This is a genomic window from Pseudomonas sp. R25(2017) (assembly GCF_002112565.1).
GTDB classification, from domain to species: Bacteria; Pseudomonadota; Gammaproteobacteria; order Pseudomonadales; family Pseudomonadaceae; genus Aquipseudomonas; species Aquipseudomonas ekonensis.
In genome coordinates this window covers 20,017-38,231 of sequence record NZ_NEHZ01000019.1, presented here as the reverse complement: position 1 = coordinate 38,231, position 18,215 = coordinate 20,017, and the positions used below count along the sequence as shown (strand labels likewise).

The 18,215-nt window shown below is 64.8% G+C and carries 13 protein-coding genes; 12 read left to right on the top strand and 1 reads right to left on the bottom strand.

The genetic code is table 11. From position 1 onward, the window contains the following. Positions 1 to 10 precede the first annotated feature (10 nt). Positions 11 to 2,656, bottom strand: a complete 2,646-nt coding sequence (gene aceE, locus CAG31_RS22480; protein ID WP_085585318.1) for a pyruvate dehydrogenase (acetyl-transferring), homodimeric type — start codon at positions 2,654 to 2,656, stop codon at positions 11 to 13. Positions 2,657 to 3,039: 383 nt separating this feature from the next. Here aceE and glnE point away from each other — a divergent pair, with 383 nt between their 5' ends. The 12 genes from glnE to CAG31_RS22420 all read left to right on the top strand — a co-directional run bounded on the left by glnE (position 3,040) and on the right by CAG31_RS22420 (position 18,207). After that, entirely contained in the window at positions 3,040 to 5,979 is a 2,940-nt protein-coding gene (glnE, locus tag CAG31_RS22475; protein WP_085585316.1) for a bifunctional [glutamate--ammonia ligase]-adenylyl-L-tyrosine phosphorylase/[glutamate--ammonia-ligase] adenylyltransferase, read from the top strand. 181 nt (positions 5,980 to 6,160) lie between these two features. Beyond that, positions 6,161 to 7,195, top strand: a complete 1,035-nt coding sequence (gene waaF / locus CAG31_RS22470; RefSeq protein WP_085585314.1) for a lipopolysaccharide heptosyltransferase II — start codon at positions 6,161 to 6,163, stop codon at positions 7,193 to 7,195. Position 7,196: 1 nt separating this feature from the next. Beyond that, positions 7,197 to 8,258: a lipopolysaccharide heptosyltransferase I gene (waaC, locus tag CAG31_RS22465; protein WP_085585313.1), complete on the top strand. Its 1,062-nt coding sequence runs from the start codon at positions 7,197 to 7,199 to the stop codon at positions 8,256 to 8,258. Further along, positions 8,258 to 9,379 carry a glycosyltransferase family 4 protein gene (locus CAG31_RS22460; RefSeq protein ID WP_085585311.1) on the top strand — a complete coding sequence of 374 codons (1,122 nt, stop codon included), beginning with the start codon at positions 8,258 to 8,260 and terminating at the stop codon, positions 9,377 to 9,379. The genes waaC and CAG31_RS22460 overlap by 1 nt, the downstream gene beginning before the upstream one ends. Beyond that, complete coding sequence (rfaP, locus tag CAG31_RS22455; protein ID WP_085585309.1) at positions 9,380 to 10,186, top strand: lipopolysaccharide core heptose(I) kinase RfaP; 807 nt, start codon at positions 9,380 to 9,382, stop codon at positions 10,184 to 10,186. Beyond that, a complete protein-coding gene (locus CAG31_RS22450; RefSeq protein WP_085585307.1) occupies positions 10,186 to 10,920 on the top strand; it encodes a lipopolysaccharide kinase InaA family protein in 735 nt (244 codons plus the stop codon). Before rfaP ends, CAG31_RS22450 begins: the two co-directional genes overlap by 1 nt. Then, on the top strand, positions 10,917 to 11,669 hold the full coding sequence (locus tag CAG31_RS22445; RefSeq protein WP_085585305.1) for a lipopolysaccharide kinase InaA family protein: 753 nt from the start codon (positions 10,917 to 10,919) through the stop codon (positions 11,667 to 11,669). The genes CAG31_RS22450 and CAG31_RS22445 overlap by 4 nt, the downstream gene beginning before the upstream one ends. Then, positions 11,669 to 13,120: a lipopolysaccharide kinase InaA family protein gene (locus CAG31_RS22440; RefSeq protein ID WP_085585303.1), complete on the top strand. Its 1,452-nt coding sequence runs from the start codon at positions 11,669 to 11,671 to the stop codon at positions 13,118 to 13,120. Before CAG31_RS22445 ends, CAG31_RS22440 begins: the two co-directional genes overlap by 1 nt. 291 nt (positions 13,121 to 13,411) lie before the next feature. Continuing rightward, the gene (locus CAG31_RS22435; RefSeq protein ID WP_085585301.1) at positions 13,412 to 14,212 is read left to right on the top strand and encodes a DUF3800 domain-containing protein; all 801 of its coding nucleotides are present in this window, start codon (positions 13,412 to 13,414) and stop codon (positions 14,210 to 14,212) included. A gap of 227 nt (positions 14,213 to 14,439) precedes the next feature. Continuing rightward, a complete protein-coding gene (locus tag CAG31_RS22430) occupies positions 14,440 to 16,197 on the top strand; it encodes a carbamoyltransferase (RefSeq protein WP_085585299.1) in 1,758 nt (585 codons plus the stop codon). Further along, positions 16,181 to 17,311, top strand: a complete 1,131-nt coding sequence (locus tag CAG31_RS22425) for a glycosyltransferase (RefSeq protein ID WP_085585297.1) — start codon at positions 16,181 to 16,183, stop codon at positions 17,309 to 17,311. The genes CAG31_RS22430 and CAG31_RS22425 overlap by 17 nt, the downstream gene beginning before the upstream one ends. Continuing rightward, on the top strand, positions 17,311 to 18,207 hold the full coding sequence (locus CAG31_RS22420; protein WP_085585295.1) for an antimicrobial resistance protein Mig-14: 897 nt from the start codon (positions 17,311 to 17,313) through the stop codon (positions 18,205 to 18,207). The genes CAG31_RS22425 and CAG31_RS22420 overlap by 1 nt, the downstream gene beginning before the upstream one ends. Positions 18,208 to 18,215: the final 8 nt, after the last annotated feature.

Genomic DNA, 18,215 nt, shown 5'->3' with positions numbered 1-18,215 from the left:
GAGTTTCTCCTCAGCAGTCCAGTGGGTTGCGTTTTTCCGGGTCGATGCCGAACTTGACGATGGCCTCGGCCACCACCTTAGGTTCGATATCGCCGCGGTCAGCCAGGGCTTCCAGGGCTGCCAACACCACGAAATGACGGTCGACTTCGAAGAAATGACGCAGTTTCTTGCGGCTGTCGCTGCGGCCGTAGCCGTCGGTGCCCAGGACCTTGAACTCCTTGGACGGCACCCACTGACGGATCTGCTCGGCGAACAGCTTCATGTAGTCGGTGGAGGCGATGACCGGACCCTTGCGGCCGTTCAGGCACTCTTCGACATAGCTCTTCTTCGGCTTCTGGCCCGGGTGCAGACGGTTGCTGCGCTCTACGGCCAGGCCGTCGCGACGCAGTTCGTTGAAGCTGGTGACGCTCCACACGTCGGCGCCGATGTTGAACTCTTCACGCAGGATCTTCGCCGCTTCACGCACTTCGCGCAGGATGGTGCCGGAGCCCATCAGCTGAACGTGGTGCGCCGCATCGCGGGTGTCTTCTTCCAGCAGGTACATGCCTTTCTTGATGCCTTCTTCGGCACCGGCCGGCATGGCTGGCTGCTGGTAGGACTCGTTCATCACGGTGATGTAGTAGAAGACGTCCTGTTGCTCTTCGGTCATCTTCTTCATGCCGTCCTGAATGATCACCGCCAGCTCGTAGCCGTAGGTCGGATCGTAGGTGCGGCAGTTCGGGATGGTCGCGGCCAGCATGTGGCTGTGACCGTCTTCGTGCTGCAGGCCTTCACCGTTGAGGGTGGTGCGGCCGGCGGTGCCGCCGATCAGGAAACCACGGGTACGGCTGTCGCCGGCCGCCCAGGCCAGGTCGCCGATGCGCTGGAAGCCGAACATCGAGTAGAAGATGTAGAACGGCAGCATCGGCTGGTTGTGGCTGGAGTACGAAGTACCGGCCGCGATGAAGGAGCTCATGGCGCCCGCTTCGTTGATGCCTTCCTCAAGGATCTGACCTTTCTGGTCTTCCTTGTAGAACATCACCTGGTCTTTATCGACCGGCTCGTAGAGCTGACCGACGGACGAGTAGATGCCCAACTGACGGAACATGCCTTCCATGCCGAAGGTACGGGCCTCGTCCGGGATGATCGGCACGATGCGCGGGCCGATTTCCTTGTCCTTGACCAGTTGCGCGAGGATGCGCACGAACGCCATGGTGGTGGAGATCTCACGGTCGCCCGAACCATCGAGGATGGCCTTGAGGGTGTCCAGGTCCGGGGTCGGCACGCTGAAGCTCTGCGCGCGGCGCTGCGGCACGAAACCGCCCAGCGCGGCGCGGCGCTCGGCCAGGTAGCGGGCTTCGGCGCTGCCTTCTTCCGGCTTGAAGAACGGCAGGTTCTCCAGGTCTTCGTCCTTGACCGGGATGTCGAAGCGGTCGCGGAACAGCTTCAGGCTGTCGACGTCGACCTTCTTGGTGTTGTGCGCGGTGTTCTTCGCTTCGCCGGCGCCGGTGCCATAACCCTTGATGGTCTTGGCCAGGACAACGGTCGGCTGGTCTTTGTGGTTGACCGCTTCGTGGTACGCCGCGTAGACCTTGTACGGGTCGTGGCCGCCACGGTTGAGCTTCCAGATCTCGTCGTCGGACAGGTCGGCGACCATGGCCTTGAGTTCAGGCGTGTTGAAGAAGTGCTCGCGGACGAACGCGCCGTCCTTGGCCTTGTAGTTCTGGTATTCGCCGTCGATGACTTCGTCCATGCGGCGCTGCAGGATGCCGTCGACGTCCTTGGCCAGCAGCGGATCCCAGAAACGGCCCCAGATGACTTTGGTCACGTTCCATTGGGCGCCGCGGAACACGCCTTCGAGTTCCTGGATGATCTTGCCGTTGCCGCGGACCGGGCCGTCGAGACGCTGCAGGTTGCAGTTGATGACGAAGATCAGGTTGTCCAGCTTCTCGCGGCCGGCCAGGGAGATCGCGCCCAGGGATTCCGGCTCGTCGCACTCGCCGTCGCCCAGGAAGCACCAGACTTTCTGCTTGCCCGGCTGGATGAAGCCGCGGTGCTCCAGGTACTTCATGAAGCGCGCCTGGTAGATCGCCTGGATCGGGCCCAGACCCATGGACACGGTCGGGAACTGCCAGAAGTCAGGCATCAGCCATGGGTGCGGGTAGGACGACAGACCGTTGCCGTCGACTTCCTGACGGAAGTTGTTCATCTGGTCTTCGCTGATGCGGCCTTCCATGAACGCACGGGCGTAGACGCCCGGAGAGGTGTGGCCCTGGAAGTAGATCAGGTCGCCGCCGTGCTCGTCGGTCGGGGCCTGGAAGAAGTAGTTGAAGCCGATGTCGTACAGGGTCGCACTGGAGGCGAAGCTGGAGATGTGACCACCCAGGTCAGAATCTTTCAGGTTCGTGCGCATTACCATGGCCATCGCGTTCCAGCGCACCAGCGAGCGAATGCGGCGTTCCATGAACAGGTCGCCTGGCATGCGTGCTTCGTGGGTGACGGGGATCGTGTTGCGGTAAGGCGTGGTGATGGCGTAAGGGAGCTGCGAGCCGCTGCGGGTCGCCAGTTCGCCCATACGGGTCATCAGATAGTGAGCACGGTCTTCGCCTTCTTTGTCGAGAACCGATTCCAGGGCGTCCAGCCATTCCTGGGTTTCGACGGGATCGAGGTCTTGCATGGCTTGCTCCAGGGCGGAAAGGCTTCCAGAATCGGTTGCCTGAGTTGCGACTGGCCTTGTGGGCAGACGATTTAAAATTCTTGGATTGCCGACAGGTTGTTCCGGCGGCGTGTAGTTTTACTACAAATGATCCGGCATTTCAGCCTCCCGGATGTATAGACGAGTAGTAAAACTACAGATGAAAGGCTTGTGGCCTCGGACTGCGTTGTGAGAATAATCGTTAAGCTTGGTCGTTTTCCATCTGAAGAAGGTGAAAGTTTGATGCTGGCTGCCAAAGAGAAAGAAATTTCAGCTATTTCTCACTTTTGTTCGACACTCCTTCGCGTAGCGGTTTTTCACTCGTCACTACAAACGGCCGTTCACACGCCGATCAAGGATAGACCATGACCCTGCCTGCGCTTGCCGAACTGCCCGCCATTCTCCTGCCGTTGGTCAGCCGATCCGAGCAGTCGTTCCGTGCCGCCGTCGGCGTCCTGGACGACGACCATGGCTTTTCGACTTGGACGCCCGAGCGCTGGTCACAATTCGCCCGCGTCACGGCGGCCAGCGACTTCGTCATTGAACAGAGCCTGCGTGACCCTTTGATGTTGCTGTCGCTGGTGCGCTGCGGCGAACTGGACCGGCCGTTCGCCCCCGGCGAGCTGTGCGGGCAGATCGCCGACGCCGTGAGCGCCGCGCAGACCGACGACGAGCTGGGGCGCGTCCTGCGCCGTCAGCGCGCCCGGCACCAGGTAAGGATCATCTGGCGCGACCTGACCCGCCAGGCCGACCTGGCGCAGACCTGCCGCGACCTCTCGGACATGGCCGACGCCTGCATCGACCAGGCCTACCGCTGGCTGTACGAGCGCCACTGCACCCAGTTCGGCACGCCCACCGGCCGGCGCAGCGGCCTGCCGCAGCCGATGGTGATCCTCGGCATGGGCAAGCTCGGCGCGGTCGAGCTGAACCTGTCGTCCGACATCGACCTGATCTTCGCCTACCCCGAAGGGGGCGAGACCGTCGGCGTGAAACGGCCGCTGGACAACCAGGAATTCTTCATCCGCCTCGGCCAGCGCCTGATCAAGGCCCTCGACCCGATGACCGTCGACGGCTTCGTGTTCCGCGTCGACATGCGCCTGCGCCCTTACGGCTCGTCCGGGGCGCTGGTGCTGAGCTTCAATGCGCTGGAGCAGTACTACCAGGACCAGGGTCGCGACTGGGAACGCTACGCGATGATCAAGGCGCGGGTGGTGGCCGGCGACCAGGCGGCCGGCGCGCAGCTGCTGGAGATGCTGCGTCCGTTCGTGTACCGGCGCTACCTGGACTTCTCCGCCATCGAAGCCCTGCGCACCATGAAGCAGCTGATCCAGCAGGAAGTGCGGCGCAAGGGCATGGCCGACAACATCAAGTTGGGCGCAGGCGGCATCCGCGAAGTCGAGTTCATCGCCCAGGCCTTCCAGCTGATCCACGGCGGCCGCGACCTCAGCCTGCAGCAGCGCCCTCTATTAAAGGTGCTGGCCACGCTGGAGGGGCAAGGCTACCTGCCGCCGGCGGTGGTCAGCGAGTTGCGCGAAGGCTATTTGTTCCTGCGTTACACCGAGCACGCCATCCAGGCGATCGCCGACCGCCAGACCCAGATGCTGCCGGACGGCGCCCAGGACCAGGCGCGCATCGCTTTCATGCTCGGCTTCGCCGATTGGGACGCCTTCCACGAAAAGCTCATGTTCTGGCGCGACCGGGTGGCCTGGCATTTCGCCCAGGTGATCGCCGATCCGGACGAGGAAGAGGGCGCCCCGAGCGAAGTGGCGGTCGGCGGCGAATGGCTGCCGCTGTGGGAGGAGGCCCAGGATGAAGAGGCCGCCTGCCGTCAGTTGGAGGAGGCCGGGTTCGCGGACGCGACCAAGGCCCTGAAGGCGTTGGCCAACCTGCGCGGCAGCGCCCAGTTGCGGGCGATGCAGCGCTTGGGGCGTGAGCGCCTCGATGCCTTCATTCCGCGCCTGCTGGCCCAAGCGGTGGAGCACGACAACCCGGACCTGGTGCTGGAACGGGTGCTGCCGCTGGTCGAAGCGGTGGCCCGGCGTTCGGCCTACCTGGTGCTGCTGACGGAAAACCCCGGCGCCTTGCGCCGCCTGCTGACCCTGTGCGCCGCCAGCCCGTGGATCGCCGAGCAGATCACCCGGTTCCCGCTGCTGCTGGACGAACTGCTCAACGAAGGCCGGCTGTTCAAGCCGCCGCTGGCCCCGGAGCTGGCGGCCGAACTGCGCGAGCGCCTGACCCGGATCCCGGAGGACGACCTCGAACAGCAGATGGAAGCGCTGCGCCACTTCAAGCTGGCGCACCGCCTGCGTGTCGCGGCCTCCGAAATCGCCGGCAGCCTGCCCTTGATGAAGGTCAGCGATTACCTGACCTGGCTGGCCGAGGCGATCCTGGAGCAGGTGCTGGCCCTGGCCTGGCGCCAGACGGTGGCCAAGTACGGTACGCCGCTGCGCACCGACGGCACGTTGTGCGATCCCGGCTTCATCATTGTCGGTTACGGGAAAGTCGGCGGCATCGAGTTGGGGCATGGTTCGGACTTGGATCTGGTGTTCATCCATGACGGCGACCCCCAGGCGGAGACCGACGGGCCGAAGCCGATCGACGGCGCGCAGTTCTTCACCCGGCTGGGCCAGCGGATCATCCATCTGCTGACGGCGCAGACCAACTCCGGCCAGCTCTATGAGGTGGACATGCGCCTGCGGCCGTCCGGGGCGTCGGGCCTGTTGGTGAGTTCGCTGGGGGCGTTCGCCCGTTATCAGGAAAGCGAAGCCTGGACCTGGGAGCATCAGGCCCTGGTGCGGGCGCGGGTGCTGGTGGGTAGCCAGGATGTCGGCCAGGCCTTCGAGGGCGTGCGCGCCCAAGTGCTGGGCAAGGCGCGGGATCCGGCGACGCTGCGCCAGGAAGTCAGCGAGATGCGCGCCAAGATGCGCGACAACCTCGGCAGCAAGGCCACCGCCGCCGGCACCGGGGCGAACGCCTTCGAGGCCACGGCGCCGTTCGACCTCAAGCAGGACGCCGGAGGTATCGTCGATATTGAATTTATGGTGCAATACGCGGCCCTGGCGTGGTCGCAGAAGCACCCGCCGCTGCTGCGCTGGACGGACAACATCCGCATCCTGGAGGAGCTGGAGCACGAAGGGCTGATGCCCGTCGAAGACGCCGCGCTGCTGCGCGAGGCCTACAAGGCCTACCGCTCCGCCGCCCACCGGCAGGCCTTGCAGAAAGAGGCCGGGGTGATACCGGGCGACCAGTTCGCGGACGAACGGCGACAGGTGATGCGGATCTGGCGCGGGCTGGGGTTGAGCTGACACCGCTCTGTCGCCACATTGATTATCCCTGTGGGCGCGAAAGCGGATGGCAGGCCCGCACCGATGTCGGATGCGACGGCCCCATCGCCGGCAGGCCGGCTCCCACAGTGGCTCTACAGTGTTTGTAGAACTCTCGAGGCGGGGAGGCGTGATGCCTCCCCGGTTCGTTTTTGGAAACCACATGAATATTCTGATCGTTGGGCCCAGTTGGGTCGGTGACATGGTGATGGCCCAGACACTCTTCCAGTGTCTGAAGCAGCGTCACCCGCAGTGCGAGATCGACGTGCTGGCCCCCGAGTGGAGCCGGCCGATCCTTGAGCGCATGCCAGAGGTGCGCCAGGCCTTGAGCTTCCCGCTCGGCCATGGCGTGCTGGAACTGGCGACCCGTCGGCGGATCGGCAAGTCCCTGGCCGGCCGGTACGACCAGGCGATCCTGCTGCCGAACTCGCTGAAGTCGGCGCTGGTGCCGTTCTTCGCCGGTATCCCGAAGCGCACCGGCTGGCGCGGCGAGTTCCGCTACGGCCTGCTCAACGACGTGCGCACCCTCGACAAAGAACGCTACCCGCTGATGATCGAGCGCTTCATGGCGCTGGCCTATGACGCGAACGCCGAACTGCCCAAGCCCTATCCGCGCCCGAGCCTGCAGATCGACCCGGTGACCCGCGAAGCGGCGCTGGCCAAGTTCGGCCTGACCCTCGACCGCCCGGTGCTGGTGCTGTGCCCCGGCGCCGAGTTCGGCGAAGCCAAGCGCTGGCCGTCCGAGCATTACGCCAAGGTCGCCGAGGCGCGGATCCGCGAAGGCTGGCAGGTCTGGCTGTTCGGTTCCAAGAACGATCACGCGGTCGGCGAAGACATCCGCGCCCGGCTGATTCCCGGCCTGCGCGAGGAATCGGTCAACCTCAGCGGCGGCACGTCGCTGGCCGAGGCCATCGACCTGATGTCCTGCGCCGACGCGGTGGTGTCCAACGATTCGGGCCTGATGCACGTGGCCGCCGCGCTGAACCGCCCTTTGGTGGCGGTGTACGGCTCGACGTCGCCGGGCTTCACCCCGCCGTTGGCCGACCAGGTGGAAATCGTGCGGCTGGGTCTGGAGTGCAGCCCGTGCTTCGACCGCACCTGCCGGTTCGGCCACTACAACTGCCTGCGCCAACTGATGCCGGATGCGGTGAACGACGCCTTGCTGCGTTTGCAGGGCAACGTGGTCGAGGTTCATTAAGTTGCGGGTACTGCTGATCAAGACTTCGTCGCTGGGTGACGTGATCCATGCGTTGCCGGCGCTGACCGACGCGGCCCGGGCGATCCCCGGCATCAAGTTCGACTGGGTCGTGGAGGAAGGCTTCGCCGAAATCCCGAGCTGGCACCCGGCCGTGGGCAAGGTGATTCCGGTCGCGATCCGCCGCTGGCGCAAGAACCTCTGGCAAACCGTCAAGAGCGGCGAGTGGAAACGCTTCAAGCAAAGCGTGCGGGCGGCCAAGTACGATCTGGTGATCGACGCCCAGGGCCTGCTCAAGAGCGCCTGGCTGACCCGTTACGTCAAGGCCCCGGTGGCGGGCCTGGACAAGGGCTCGGCCCGCGAGCCGATCGCGGCACGGTTCTACGACCGCAAGCTGGCGGTGGCCCGCGGTCAGCACGCGGTCGAGCGGGTGCGCCAGTTGTTCGCCATCGCCTTGGGCTATGACCTGCCCAAGGGCCTGGGCGACTACGGCCTCAACGTCGAGCGCCTGGTCGAGCTGCCGCGCAAGAGCGCCTACGTGGTGTTCCTGCACGGCACCACCTGGGACACCAAGCACTGGCCGGAAGCCTACTGGCGCGAGCTGACCGAGCGGGTCGGCTACCTCGGCGTCGGCGTGAGGCTGCCGTGGGGCAACCCGGTGGAGAAGGCCCGGGCCGAGCGTATCGCCGCTGGCTTCAGGCACGCCGAGGTGCTGCCCAAGCTCAACCTGGCCGGTGTCGGCAAGGTGCTGGCCGGCGCCCAGGCCTGCGTGGCGGTGGACACCGGCCTCGGCCACCTGGCCGCCGCGCTGGATGTGCCGACCCTGTCGCTGTTCGGCCCGACCAACCCCGGCCTGACCGGCGCCTACGGCAAGGTGCAGATCCACCTGGGCAGCGATTTCCCCTGCGCGCCGTGCCTGCAGAAGAAATGCACCTACCAACCGACGGCCGAAGATGCCCGTCAATTCGACCTGAAACGCGAGTCGCCCCTGTGCTTCACGCGTGTGAACCCCGAGCGTGTCGCCAGCCGACTGAGCACGTTGTTGATGGCTGAGGAGCTGCGCTGATGCAATTGGCATTTGTCCTGTACAAGTATTTCCCGTTCGGCGGCCTGCAGCGCGATTTCATGCGCATCGCCCTCGAATGCCAGAAGCGCGGCCATGCGATCCGCGTCTACACCCTGATCTGGGAAGGCGACGTGCCGCCCGGTTTCGAGGTGCTGGTGGCGCCGGTCAAGGCGCTGTTCAACCATCGGCGCAACGAAAAGCTCAGCGCCTGGATGGAGGCCGACCTGGCCAAGCGCCCGGTGGACCGTCTGATCGGCTTCAACAAGATGCCGGGGCTGGACGTCTACTACGCCGCCGACGGCTGCTTCGAAGACAAGGCGCAGAACCTGCGCCATTCGCTGTACCGCCGCTGGGGCCGTTACCGCCACTTCGCCGAGTACGAGCGGGCGGTGTTCGCCAAAGATGCGAAGACCGAAGTGCTGATGATTTCCGAAGTGCAGCAGCCGCTGTTCATCAAGCATTACGGCACGCCGGTGGAGCGCTTCCACCTGCTGCCGCCGGGCATCGCCCAGGACCGTCGGCGTCCGGCGGATGCGGACGAGATCCGCGCCGGTTTCCGCGCCGAATTCAACCTCAAGGATGATGAGCTGCTGCTGGTGCAGATCGGCTCCGGCTTCAAGACCAAGGGCGTCGACCGCAGCCTGAAGACGCTGGCCGCGCTGCCGGCGGAACTGAGGAAACGCACCCGGCTGTTTGTAATCGGCCAGGATGACCCCAAATTGTTCCAGATGCAGAGCGCCACCCTGGGCCTGGGCGACAACGTGACGTTCCTCAAGGGGCGCAGCGACATCCCGCGTTTCCTGCTGGGCGCGGATCTGTTGATCCACCCGGCGTACAACGAGAACACCGGGACGGTGCTGCTCGAAGCCCTGGTGGCCGGCCTGCCGGTGTTGGTCAGCGCGGTCTGCGGCTACGCCCACTACATCGCCGAGGCCGACGCCGGGCGGGTGCTGGACGAGCCGTTCGACCAGGCGCAACTGACCCGCTACCTGGCCGACATGCTCGGCGACGCCTCGGCGCGGGCGGCCTGGAGCCGCAACGGCGTGGCGTTCGCCGGGACGGCCGATCTGTACAGCATGCCGCAGCACGCGGCCGATGTGATTCTGGCGGAGCACGCTTAAATGAAGTTGATGCTGGCTGAACCGTTCAAGAGCCTGTGGGCCGGCCGCGATGCGTTCGCGCAGGTCGAAGGGCTCAAGGGCGAGGTCTACCGCGAGCTGGAAGCCCGCCGGACATTGCGCACGGAAGTCGACGGCAACGGTTATTTCGTCAAGATCCACCGGGGCATCGGCTGGGGCGAGATCTTCAAGAACCTGCTCACCGCCAAGCTGCCGGTGCTCGGTGCGGGCCAGGAATGGCGAGCCATCCAGCGCCTGCAGCAGGTCGGCGTGCCGACCATGACCGCCGTCGCCTACGGCGAGAAGGGCAGCAACCCGGCGGGCCAGCATTCGTTCATCGTCACCGAGGAGCTGGCGCCGACCGTCAGCCTCGAAGACTTCAGCATCGACTGGGTCCGGCAGCCGCCGCAGCCTGCGCTCAAGCGCGCGCTGATCGCCGAGGTCGCGCGCATGACCGGCATGATGCACCGGGCCGGCGTGAACCACCGTGACTGCTACATCTGCCACTTCCTGCTGCACACCGACCGACCGGTCACCGCCGGTGACCTCAAGCTATCGGTGATCGACCTGCACCGCGCCCAGACCCGCCCGGCCATCACCCGGCGCTGGCGCGACAAGGACCTGGCGGCGCTGTACTTCTCCGCGCTGGACATCGGCCTGACCCGCCGCGACAAGCTGCGTTTCCTCAAGGGCTACTTCCAGCAGCCGCTGCGCCGGATCCTCGCCGAAGAGGCGTCGCTGCTGAGCTGGCTGGAGGGCAAGGCCAACAAACTCTACGCACGCAAGCAACGTTACGGGGATGCGCTCTGATGGCGGGTTGGAACCTTGAGCCGACTTACCGCGACCTCAGCGCAGACTTCGGTTCCCTCGAAGCGGTGTTCGCCCTTCAGGGCGAGCGCCTGACCCGCGATCCGCTGTCGGAGGTCATCCGCGTGCAGCGCGACGGGGTCAACTATTACGTCAAGCGCTACTCCGGCGCCGGCAAGGGCCTGCGCCGCTACATCGGCAAGCCGCGGGTCAAGATGGAGTGGCAGAACCTCAAGCGCTTCGCCAAGTGGGGCATCCCCACCGCCGAAGTGGTGGCCTGGGGCCTGGAGCGCCGGGGCGCGGCCTATGCCCGCGGCGCGATGATCACCCGCGAGCTGCCGCGCACCGAAGACCTTTCGGCGCTCGCCGAGCGCAACGATCCCAAGCTCAAGGACCGCGCCTGGGTCGACGGCATCAGCCGGCAACTGGCGGTGTACACCCGCACGATGCACGACCACCGCTTCACCCACAACGACCTGAAGTGGCGCAACCTTTTGATCGACGACCAGGCGCAGCTGTTCCTGATCGACTGCCCCAACGGCGACTTCTGGCGCGGCTTCTGGCTCAAGTACCGGATCACCAAGGACCTGGCCTGCCTCGACAAGGTGGCCAAGTATCACCTGTCGAACACCCAGCGCCTGCGCTTCTACCTGCAATACCGTCAGCGTGACCGGCTCAATGCCGCCGACAAGAAGCGGATCCGTCACGTGGTGAGATTTTTCGAGGGACGCGAATGACTGATTTCCTGGCCGCTGAAGACCGTGCGCTGCTGGAGCGCCACGGCCTCGGCACCTTCGAGGCGCTGTGGGCCAAGCAGCTCGACGCGGTGGACGAGCCGAACACCGACGGCGGCGGCTGGAGCAGTGTGTACAGGCTGGAGCTCGAAGGCTGCGGCTACTACCTCAAGCGCCAGAGCGACTACCTGACCCGCACGTTGCACGCGCCGTTCGGCGAGCCGACGTTCGCCCGTGAGTTCCGCAACATCAGCCGGTACCGCCAGCTCGGCATCCCGGCGTTGCAGGCGGCGTTCTTCGGCGCGCGCAAGGTCAACGGCGAAGTCCGTGCGATCCTGCTGACCCGCGCCCTCGACGGCTGGGACGACCTCGATTCGCTGCTGCAGCGCTGGTCGGATCTGGGCGCGGCGCAGCAGTCGGCCATCCTCAAGGCCTGCGGCCAACTGGCCCGTCACCTGCACGGCAGGCGCCAGGTGCACGGCTGTTTCTATCCCAAGCACATTTTCCTCAAGGCCGACGGCGCTGCGTATCAGGCGCAACTGATTGACCTTGAGAAGACCCGTCCCTTGCTGTTCGGCCTGCGTGACCGGGTCAAGGACCTGGAGCCCTTGCTGCGCCGCGCGCCGGAATGGAACGAGGCGCAGTTGCGCGAATTGCTGGCCGCCTATCTCGACCAGCCGGCCGACGCATCGCTGGTCGACAGCTGGGTCACGCGCCTGACCGCACGGCGCAGCCGCAAGGAGACCCGCTGATGCAGTTGTCTGAACTCAAGGATGCCGGACGTACGCCGCCGCTGCCGTTGACCGTGTCGCTGGCCGATGCGGCGGGGCCGGCGGACCTGCAGCTGCTCAGCCTGCTGCGGGTGCTGCCGGGGCAGCGTTATGTCGGCGCCGGCGTGTGGCGCGGCCGGCCGGTGCTGGCCAAGCTGCTGGTGGGCGGCAAGGCGGCGCGGCATTTTCAGCGTGAGCTGGATGGCGTGAAACTGCTCGCGGCCCAAGGCATGACCACGCCGTTGCTGCTGGCCGACGGCCTGAAGGACGGTGAGGGCGGCTGGCTGCTGTTCGAGTTCCTCGAAGGCGCCGAAAGCCTGGGCGATGCGTGGCGCCAGGTCGAGTCGCTGCCGGTGTTGGCGGACGAACAGTCGGCGGTGCTGGCCGAGGCGCTCGGCGCCATCGCGCAGTTGCACGGCAAAGGCCTGTGGCAGGAAGACCTGCACCTGGACAACCTGTTGCGCCATGGCGGGCAGCTGTACCTGATCGACGGCGCCGGCATCCGTGCCGAAAACGTCGGCCAGCCGCTGTCGCGCCAGAAAGTGCTGGAGAACCTCGGTGTGTTCTTCGCCCAGTTGCCCCCGTCGCTGGCGCCGTTCACCGAAGAATTGCTGGTGTATTACCTGCTGGGCAACAGCGAGCACGCGCTGCCGCTGGAGGCCTTGCAGAAGCAGATCGACAAGGTGCGCGCCTGGCGCCTGAAGGACTACCTGACCAAGGTCGGCCGCGACTGCACGCTGTTCAGTGTGGTGCGCGGCGCGTTCGGCCTGCGCGCGGTGCGCCGCGAAGAAGAGCCGGCGATGCTGCCGGTGCTGGAGCAGGCCGATGCCTTGCTCGACCGTGGCCACCTGTACAAGACCGGCGGCGCGGCCAGCGTCGGCAAGGTCGAGGCGGCCGGGCGCACGCTGGTGATCAAACGCTACAACATCAAGGGCTTCGCCCATTGGCTCAAGCGGTTCTGGCGGCCGAGCCGGGCCTGGCATTCGTGGCGCGAAGGCAATCGCCTGGCGTTCCTCGGCATCGCCACGCCCAAACCGCTGGCGGTGCTGGAAACGCGGTTTTTCTGGCTGCGCCGCAAGGCCTACCTGATCACCGAGTACTTGGCGGGGCCGGACATCATCGAGCGCTTCGCGCCGTACGTCGAAAGCGGCGAGGCCCCGGAGCCGGAGCTGAAGGCGCTGGACCTGCTGTTTGCGCAACTGATCGCCGAGCGCATCAGCCACGGCGACTTCAAGGGCCACAACCTGTTCTGGCAGGGCGACCGTTGGGCGCTGATCGACCTGGACTCGATGTGCCAGCACGGATCGGCCAGCCGCTTCGCGCCGGCCTACGCGCGCGACCGCGCACGGTTCATGCGCAACTGGCCTGAGGGCAGTGCGTTGCACCGGGTGATTGATCAGCGGTTGCCTAAGGATGTATTGGGCGCTGCGTGATTGTTCGTACGCACGTAAGAAATTTCTGCAATGGAATCGGGCAAGGCATGTGGTGACAAATCCTAGTGACTTGTCCTACGGCCTTGTCAGAAGCGATGAGCTGCCCCCCGTAAAGCCCCGATGCTAGTTTGCCCCGATGTTTCTGGAGGGCAAATCTTGAAGATCAAAATGGTTGTGACCGCTGGTCAATCTGTCGATGTCCGGCGCCCTCTGCGCGATGCTGCTGCCCTGCGCGATCTATTGCCAGTCCAAGGACTGCGAAAACCATATTTGCTGGCGAACAAGCCTTAGGTGATTCCATTGCCCTCGGCCTGTCAGTACGGCGATTTCATCGTTTATGTCGATGAGAGCGGTGATCATGGGATGCAGACTCTGGATCGCAACTATCCAGTCTTTGTGCTCGCGTTTTGCGCCTTTCATAAAAAGCATTATTGCGAGAAAGTCATTCCGGCCCTGCAGAAGTTCAAGTTCACCCATATGGGGCACGATTTGATTGGTCTGCATGAGCTCGAAATCCGTAAAGAAAAAGGAGCGTTCTCCGGTCTGTTCGTATCCAGGGAGCACAAGAATGCTTTTCTTGAGGAACTGACCTGCATCATTGAGGCCAGCAACTTCGTTCTGATCAGTTGTGTGATAGACAAAGCTTCACTTCGTGAAAAACAAGGCCTGGGCCACAACCCGTATCACCTTGCTCTCGGTTTTTGTCTGGAAACGCTCTATGAGTTTTTGCAGGAGAAGAATCAGCAGCAGGCACTGACGCATGTGATTTTCGAGCGCCGGGGGAGGCGAGAGGATAACGAGCTTGAGCTGGAGTTTCGCAGGATGTGCAGTGGTGCGAACCGATTGGGCATTCAACTGCCGTTTGACATCGTGTTTGCCACCAAGCAGGTGAACTCCACGGGATTGCAACTGGCTGACCTTGTTGCGAGGCCCATTGGCATGAGCGTACTGAGGGCGGGGCAAGAGAATCGAGCTTTCGATGTGCTCAAACGCAAGTTCTATTGCAGCGGTGGTCGGAACAAAGTTGGAGAGGGTTTCGAAAACTGGGGGCTGAAGCTTTTCCCGTCTCCAGAAAGCGAAAAGCCCCGGTGATCTCACCGAGGCATTAACGCCGACCGGGATCTCCCAGTCCATTTGCGCCTGAGTCTATGGCGGGGGATGCGGCATGTCAACGCAGCTTCCGGCCAGTTCCCGCTAGAGGTTTGTCGGTGCTTTTAAGCTATAATCCCGCCCTTTAGCTGTCTCTCGCCCGGTGCGAGGGCACATCATCTTTTCAAGGCGCACCGCGCCTGCATGCAGACTAAAGAGGCTAGACCCCTGTGGCATTGACGATTCTTGGCCTGTCCGGCGCCCTTAGCCATGATCCTTCCGCAGCCTTGTACATCGACGGCAAGCTGGTGGCGGCGGCTGAAGAAGAGCGCTTCGTGCGCGATAAACATGCAAAGAACCGCATGCCCTACGAATCGGCGAAGTTCTGCCTGGAACAGGCCGGCATCAAGCCGTCCGACGTTGACGTGGTGGCGATCCCGTTCGCCCCGATCAGCCTGTTCGGCAAGGCCCGCTGGCACTACGCCAAGCGTTACTGGTACGCCCCGGACCGCGCCCTCGACGCGATCCTGATGGGCAACCGCCGCTACAAGCGCTACCGCAAGAAGATCGTCTGGTGCCTGGAGCAACTGGGCTTCGATCCGAAGAAGATCAAGATCGAGCCGGTCGAGCACCACCTGGCCCACGCCTCCAGCGCCTACCACTGCTCGGGCTTCAAGGAGAAGACCGCGATCCTGGGCATCGACGGCAAGGGCGAATACGCCACGACCTTCTTCGGCTACGGCGAAAACGGCAAGATCCACAAGATCAAGGAATTCTTCGATCCGGACTCCCTCGGCGGCCTGTACGGCGCGATCACCGAGTTCCTCGGCTTCGAAATGCTCGACGGCGAGTTCAAGGTCATGGGCATGGCGCCGTACGGCGACGCCAGCAAGTATGACTTCTCGCGCCTGGCCTCGTTCGAGAACGGCGAACTGGTGATCAACACCGACTACGCCAACGTCATCGGCCTGCGCCGCTACAAAGAGAAGGGCAAGGGCTTCTACTTCTCGCCGAAGCTGATCGAATGGCTCGGCCCGAAACGCGAAGGCGACATCGCCGACGAGCCGTACATCCACTACGCGGCGAGCATGCAGGCGCTGTTCGAGAAGCTGGCCCTGCAGATGATCGACCATTACCTGGGCGACGTGCTCAAGGAAACCGGCAAGCTGGCCTTCGCCGGCGGCTGCGCCCTGAACGTCAAGCTCAACCAGAAGATCATCGCCCGCGACGACATCAAGGAGCTGTTCGTGCAGCCGGCCTCCGGCGACGCCGGCACCGCGGTCGGCGCGGCGGCCTATGTGTCCCACGCCCGCGGCGTGCCGGTCGAGAAGATGGAGCACGTTTACCTCGGCCCGTCGTACAGCAACGAAGACGTGATCGCCGCGTGCGCCCGTCACGAGAACAAGCCGGTCTGGCGCAAGCTGGACAACATGCCCGAGCAGATCGCCAAGATCATGGTCGACGGCAATCCGGTGGCCTGGTTCCAGGGCCGCATGGAGTTCGGTCCGCGCGCGTTGGGCGGGCGTTCGATCATCGGCTGCCCGAGCGTCGAGGGCGTGGCCGACCGGATCAACCACCAGATCAAGTTCCGCGAGCGCTGGAGGCCTTTCTGCCCGTCGATGCTCGACACCGTCGCGCCGCAGATGATCAAGATCGACCACCCGGCGCCGTTCATGACCTTCACCTTCGAAGTGGCGGAAGAGTGGAAGACCCGCGTGCCGGAAGTCGTCCACGAAGACGGCACCTCCCGTGCCCAGGTGCTCAAGCGCGAATACAACCCACGCTACTACGACATGATGAAGGCGCTGGAGAACCTGACCGGCAACGGCGTGTCGCTGAACACCTCGCTCAACCGCCGCGGCGAGCCGATGATCTGCTCGCCGACCGACGCGCTGAACATGTTCTTCGGTTCTGATCTGCAGTACCTGATCATGGAAGACATTCTGGTGGTCAAAGAAGGCGCAAACGCTTATGACACGCTCGGCTGAACGCCATGTGCTGCAGTTCTGCCACGGCTATGACGGGCCGTTCCTGGACTGCGCGCGGCAGTACGCCAGCCTGTTCGCGGGCACCGGCTACCGGGTGACCACGGTCTTCCTGACCGGGGCCGCCGACAGCGAGGTGGCCGCGGCCTGCGCTTCCGACGAAGTGCTGTTCATGGAATACAGCTCCAAGGCCATCCGTGGCCTGAAGCTGGGCGCCATCGGCGATCTGCGCAAGATCGCCGCTTCGCGCAACTTCAGTTTCTGCATCGCCCATCGCTTCAAGCCGATCTACATCGCCTTGCTCGGCACGTCGCTGCCGGTGATCGGCGTGCACCACGCGTTCGGCGACTACAAGCGCGGTTCGCGCAAACTGTTCGCCCACATCTTCCGCAAGCGCCTGAGCCTGCTCGGCGTGTCGGATGCGGTGCGCGACGACATGCGCCGCTGCCTGCCGAAATGGCCGGCGACCCGGATCCAGACCCTCTACAACCGCATCGATGTGGGTGCGCTGCAGACCCGTCAGGTCTCCGCCCGCGAAGCCCGGGAAACCCTGGGGCTGACGGCGGATGCCTGGATCGTCGGCAACGTCGGCCGCCTGCACCCGGACAAGGACCAGGCCACCCTGTTGCGCGGTTTCGCCGCGGCGTTGCCGGGGCTGCCGGCCAACAGTCAACTGGTGATTCTCGGCAAGGGGCGACTTGAGGACAGCCTCAAGGCCCTCGCCCGGGAACTGGGCATCGGCGACCGGGTGCTGTTTCTCGGCCAGGTGCCGGAGGCGCGCAACTACTTCCGCGCCTTCGATGTGTTTGCCTTGAGCTCCGACCACGAGCCGTTCGGCATGGTGCTGCTGGAGGCCATGGCCGCCGGCGTGCCGTTGCTGGCGACCGCCTGCGGCGGGGCGAAGGAAGTGGTCGAAGGCGTGGGGATCCTGTTCCCGCTCGGCGATGCCGAACACCTGGCCCAGGGCCTGCAGCACCTGGCCGGCATGGACGAACAGCAGCGCCGCCAGTGCGCCGAACTGATGTTCGACCGGCTGCGCGAGCGCTTCAGCGACCGTGCGGTGCGCGACACGTTCTGGCGCTTGCCGCAAGTCACCGATCTGGCACCGAGGGGCTGATGCTCAATCGTTTTCAAGGCTGGCGCGAACGTGGCTGGTCGCCCGTCGACGCCTCCACTTATGCACAGGCCTGGCAGCGTTTCGGCGGCAGCGTCGCGACCCACCCGATGGTGGTCGAGCGTCTGGCGGCCCTGGCCGGGATCCCGGTGCGTTACCTGGCCTGGGAGCAGCACGGCGAGATCAAGGCCGCGATCCCGACCTGGGGCCGCGATCTGGCGCTGTCCAAGGACGTGCTCAAGCGCAGCGGCAAGAAGGGCCTGTTCGACCTCGGCAACGCCGAGCTGATCCTGCCGGCGGCGCCCGACGCCCAAGCGCCGCTGCGCCATCGCGGCCGCTACCTGTCGGCGCTCAACGAAACCCGCTTCAGCGGCCTCAAGCCGCAGGCCGAACAGCTGGCCATGGCCCGCACCCCGGAAGAACTGTCGAAGAAATTCCGCTACAACCAGCGCCGCGAACTGCGCCTGCTGGAAGAGGCGGGCGGCGTGGTGCGGCCGGTGGGTGGGTTCTCCAGCAGCGAGCTGGCGGCGATCTACTGCGACCTGTTCCAGCGCCGTTGGGGCTTCCCGGCCACCGGCGCGGCGCGGATGGCCGAGGTGATCGAGCTGTTGCGCGAGTTGCTGATCGGTTCGGTGATCTTCCTCAACGATGCGCCGATCGCCATCCAGTTGGTGTACCGCGTCGAAGCGCCGCAATGGATCAGCGTCGAATACATCAACGGCGGCGTCGATCCGGAAACCCGCGAATTCAGCCCAGGCAGCGTGCTGAGCTTCCTCAACACCCAGAGCGCCTGGGAAGACGCCCGGGCGCTGGGCAAGCCGCTGCGCTTCTCCTTCGGTCGCGCCGACCGTGAATACAAGGACCGCTGGTGCAATCCTGTGCCGGTGTTCACCGTATGAGTGCGCCC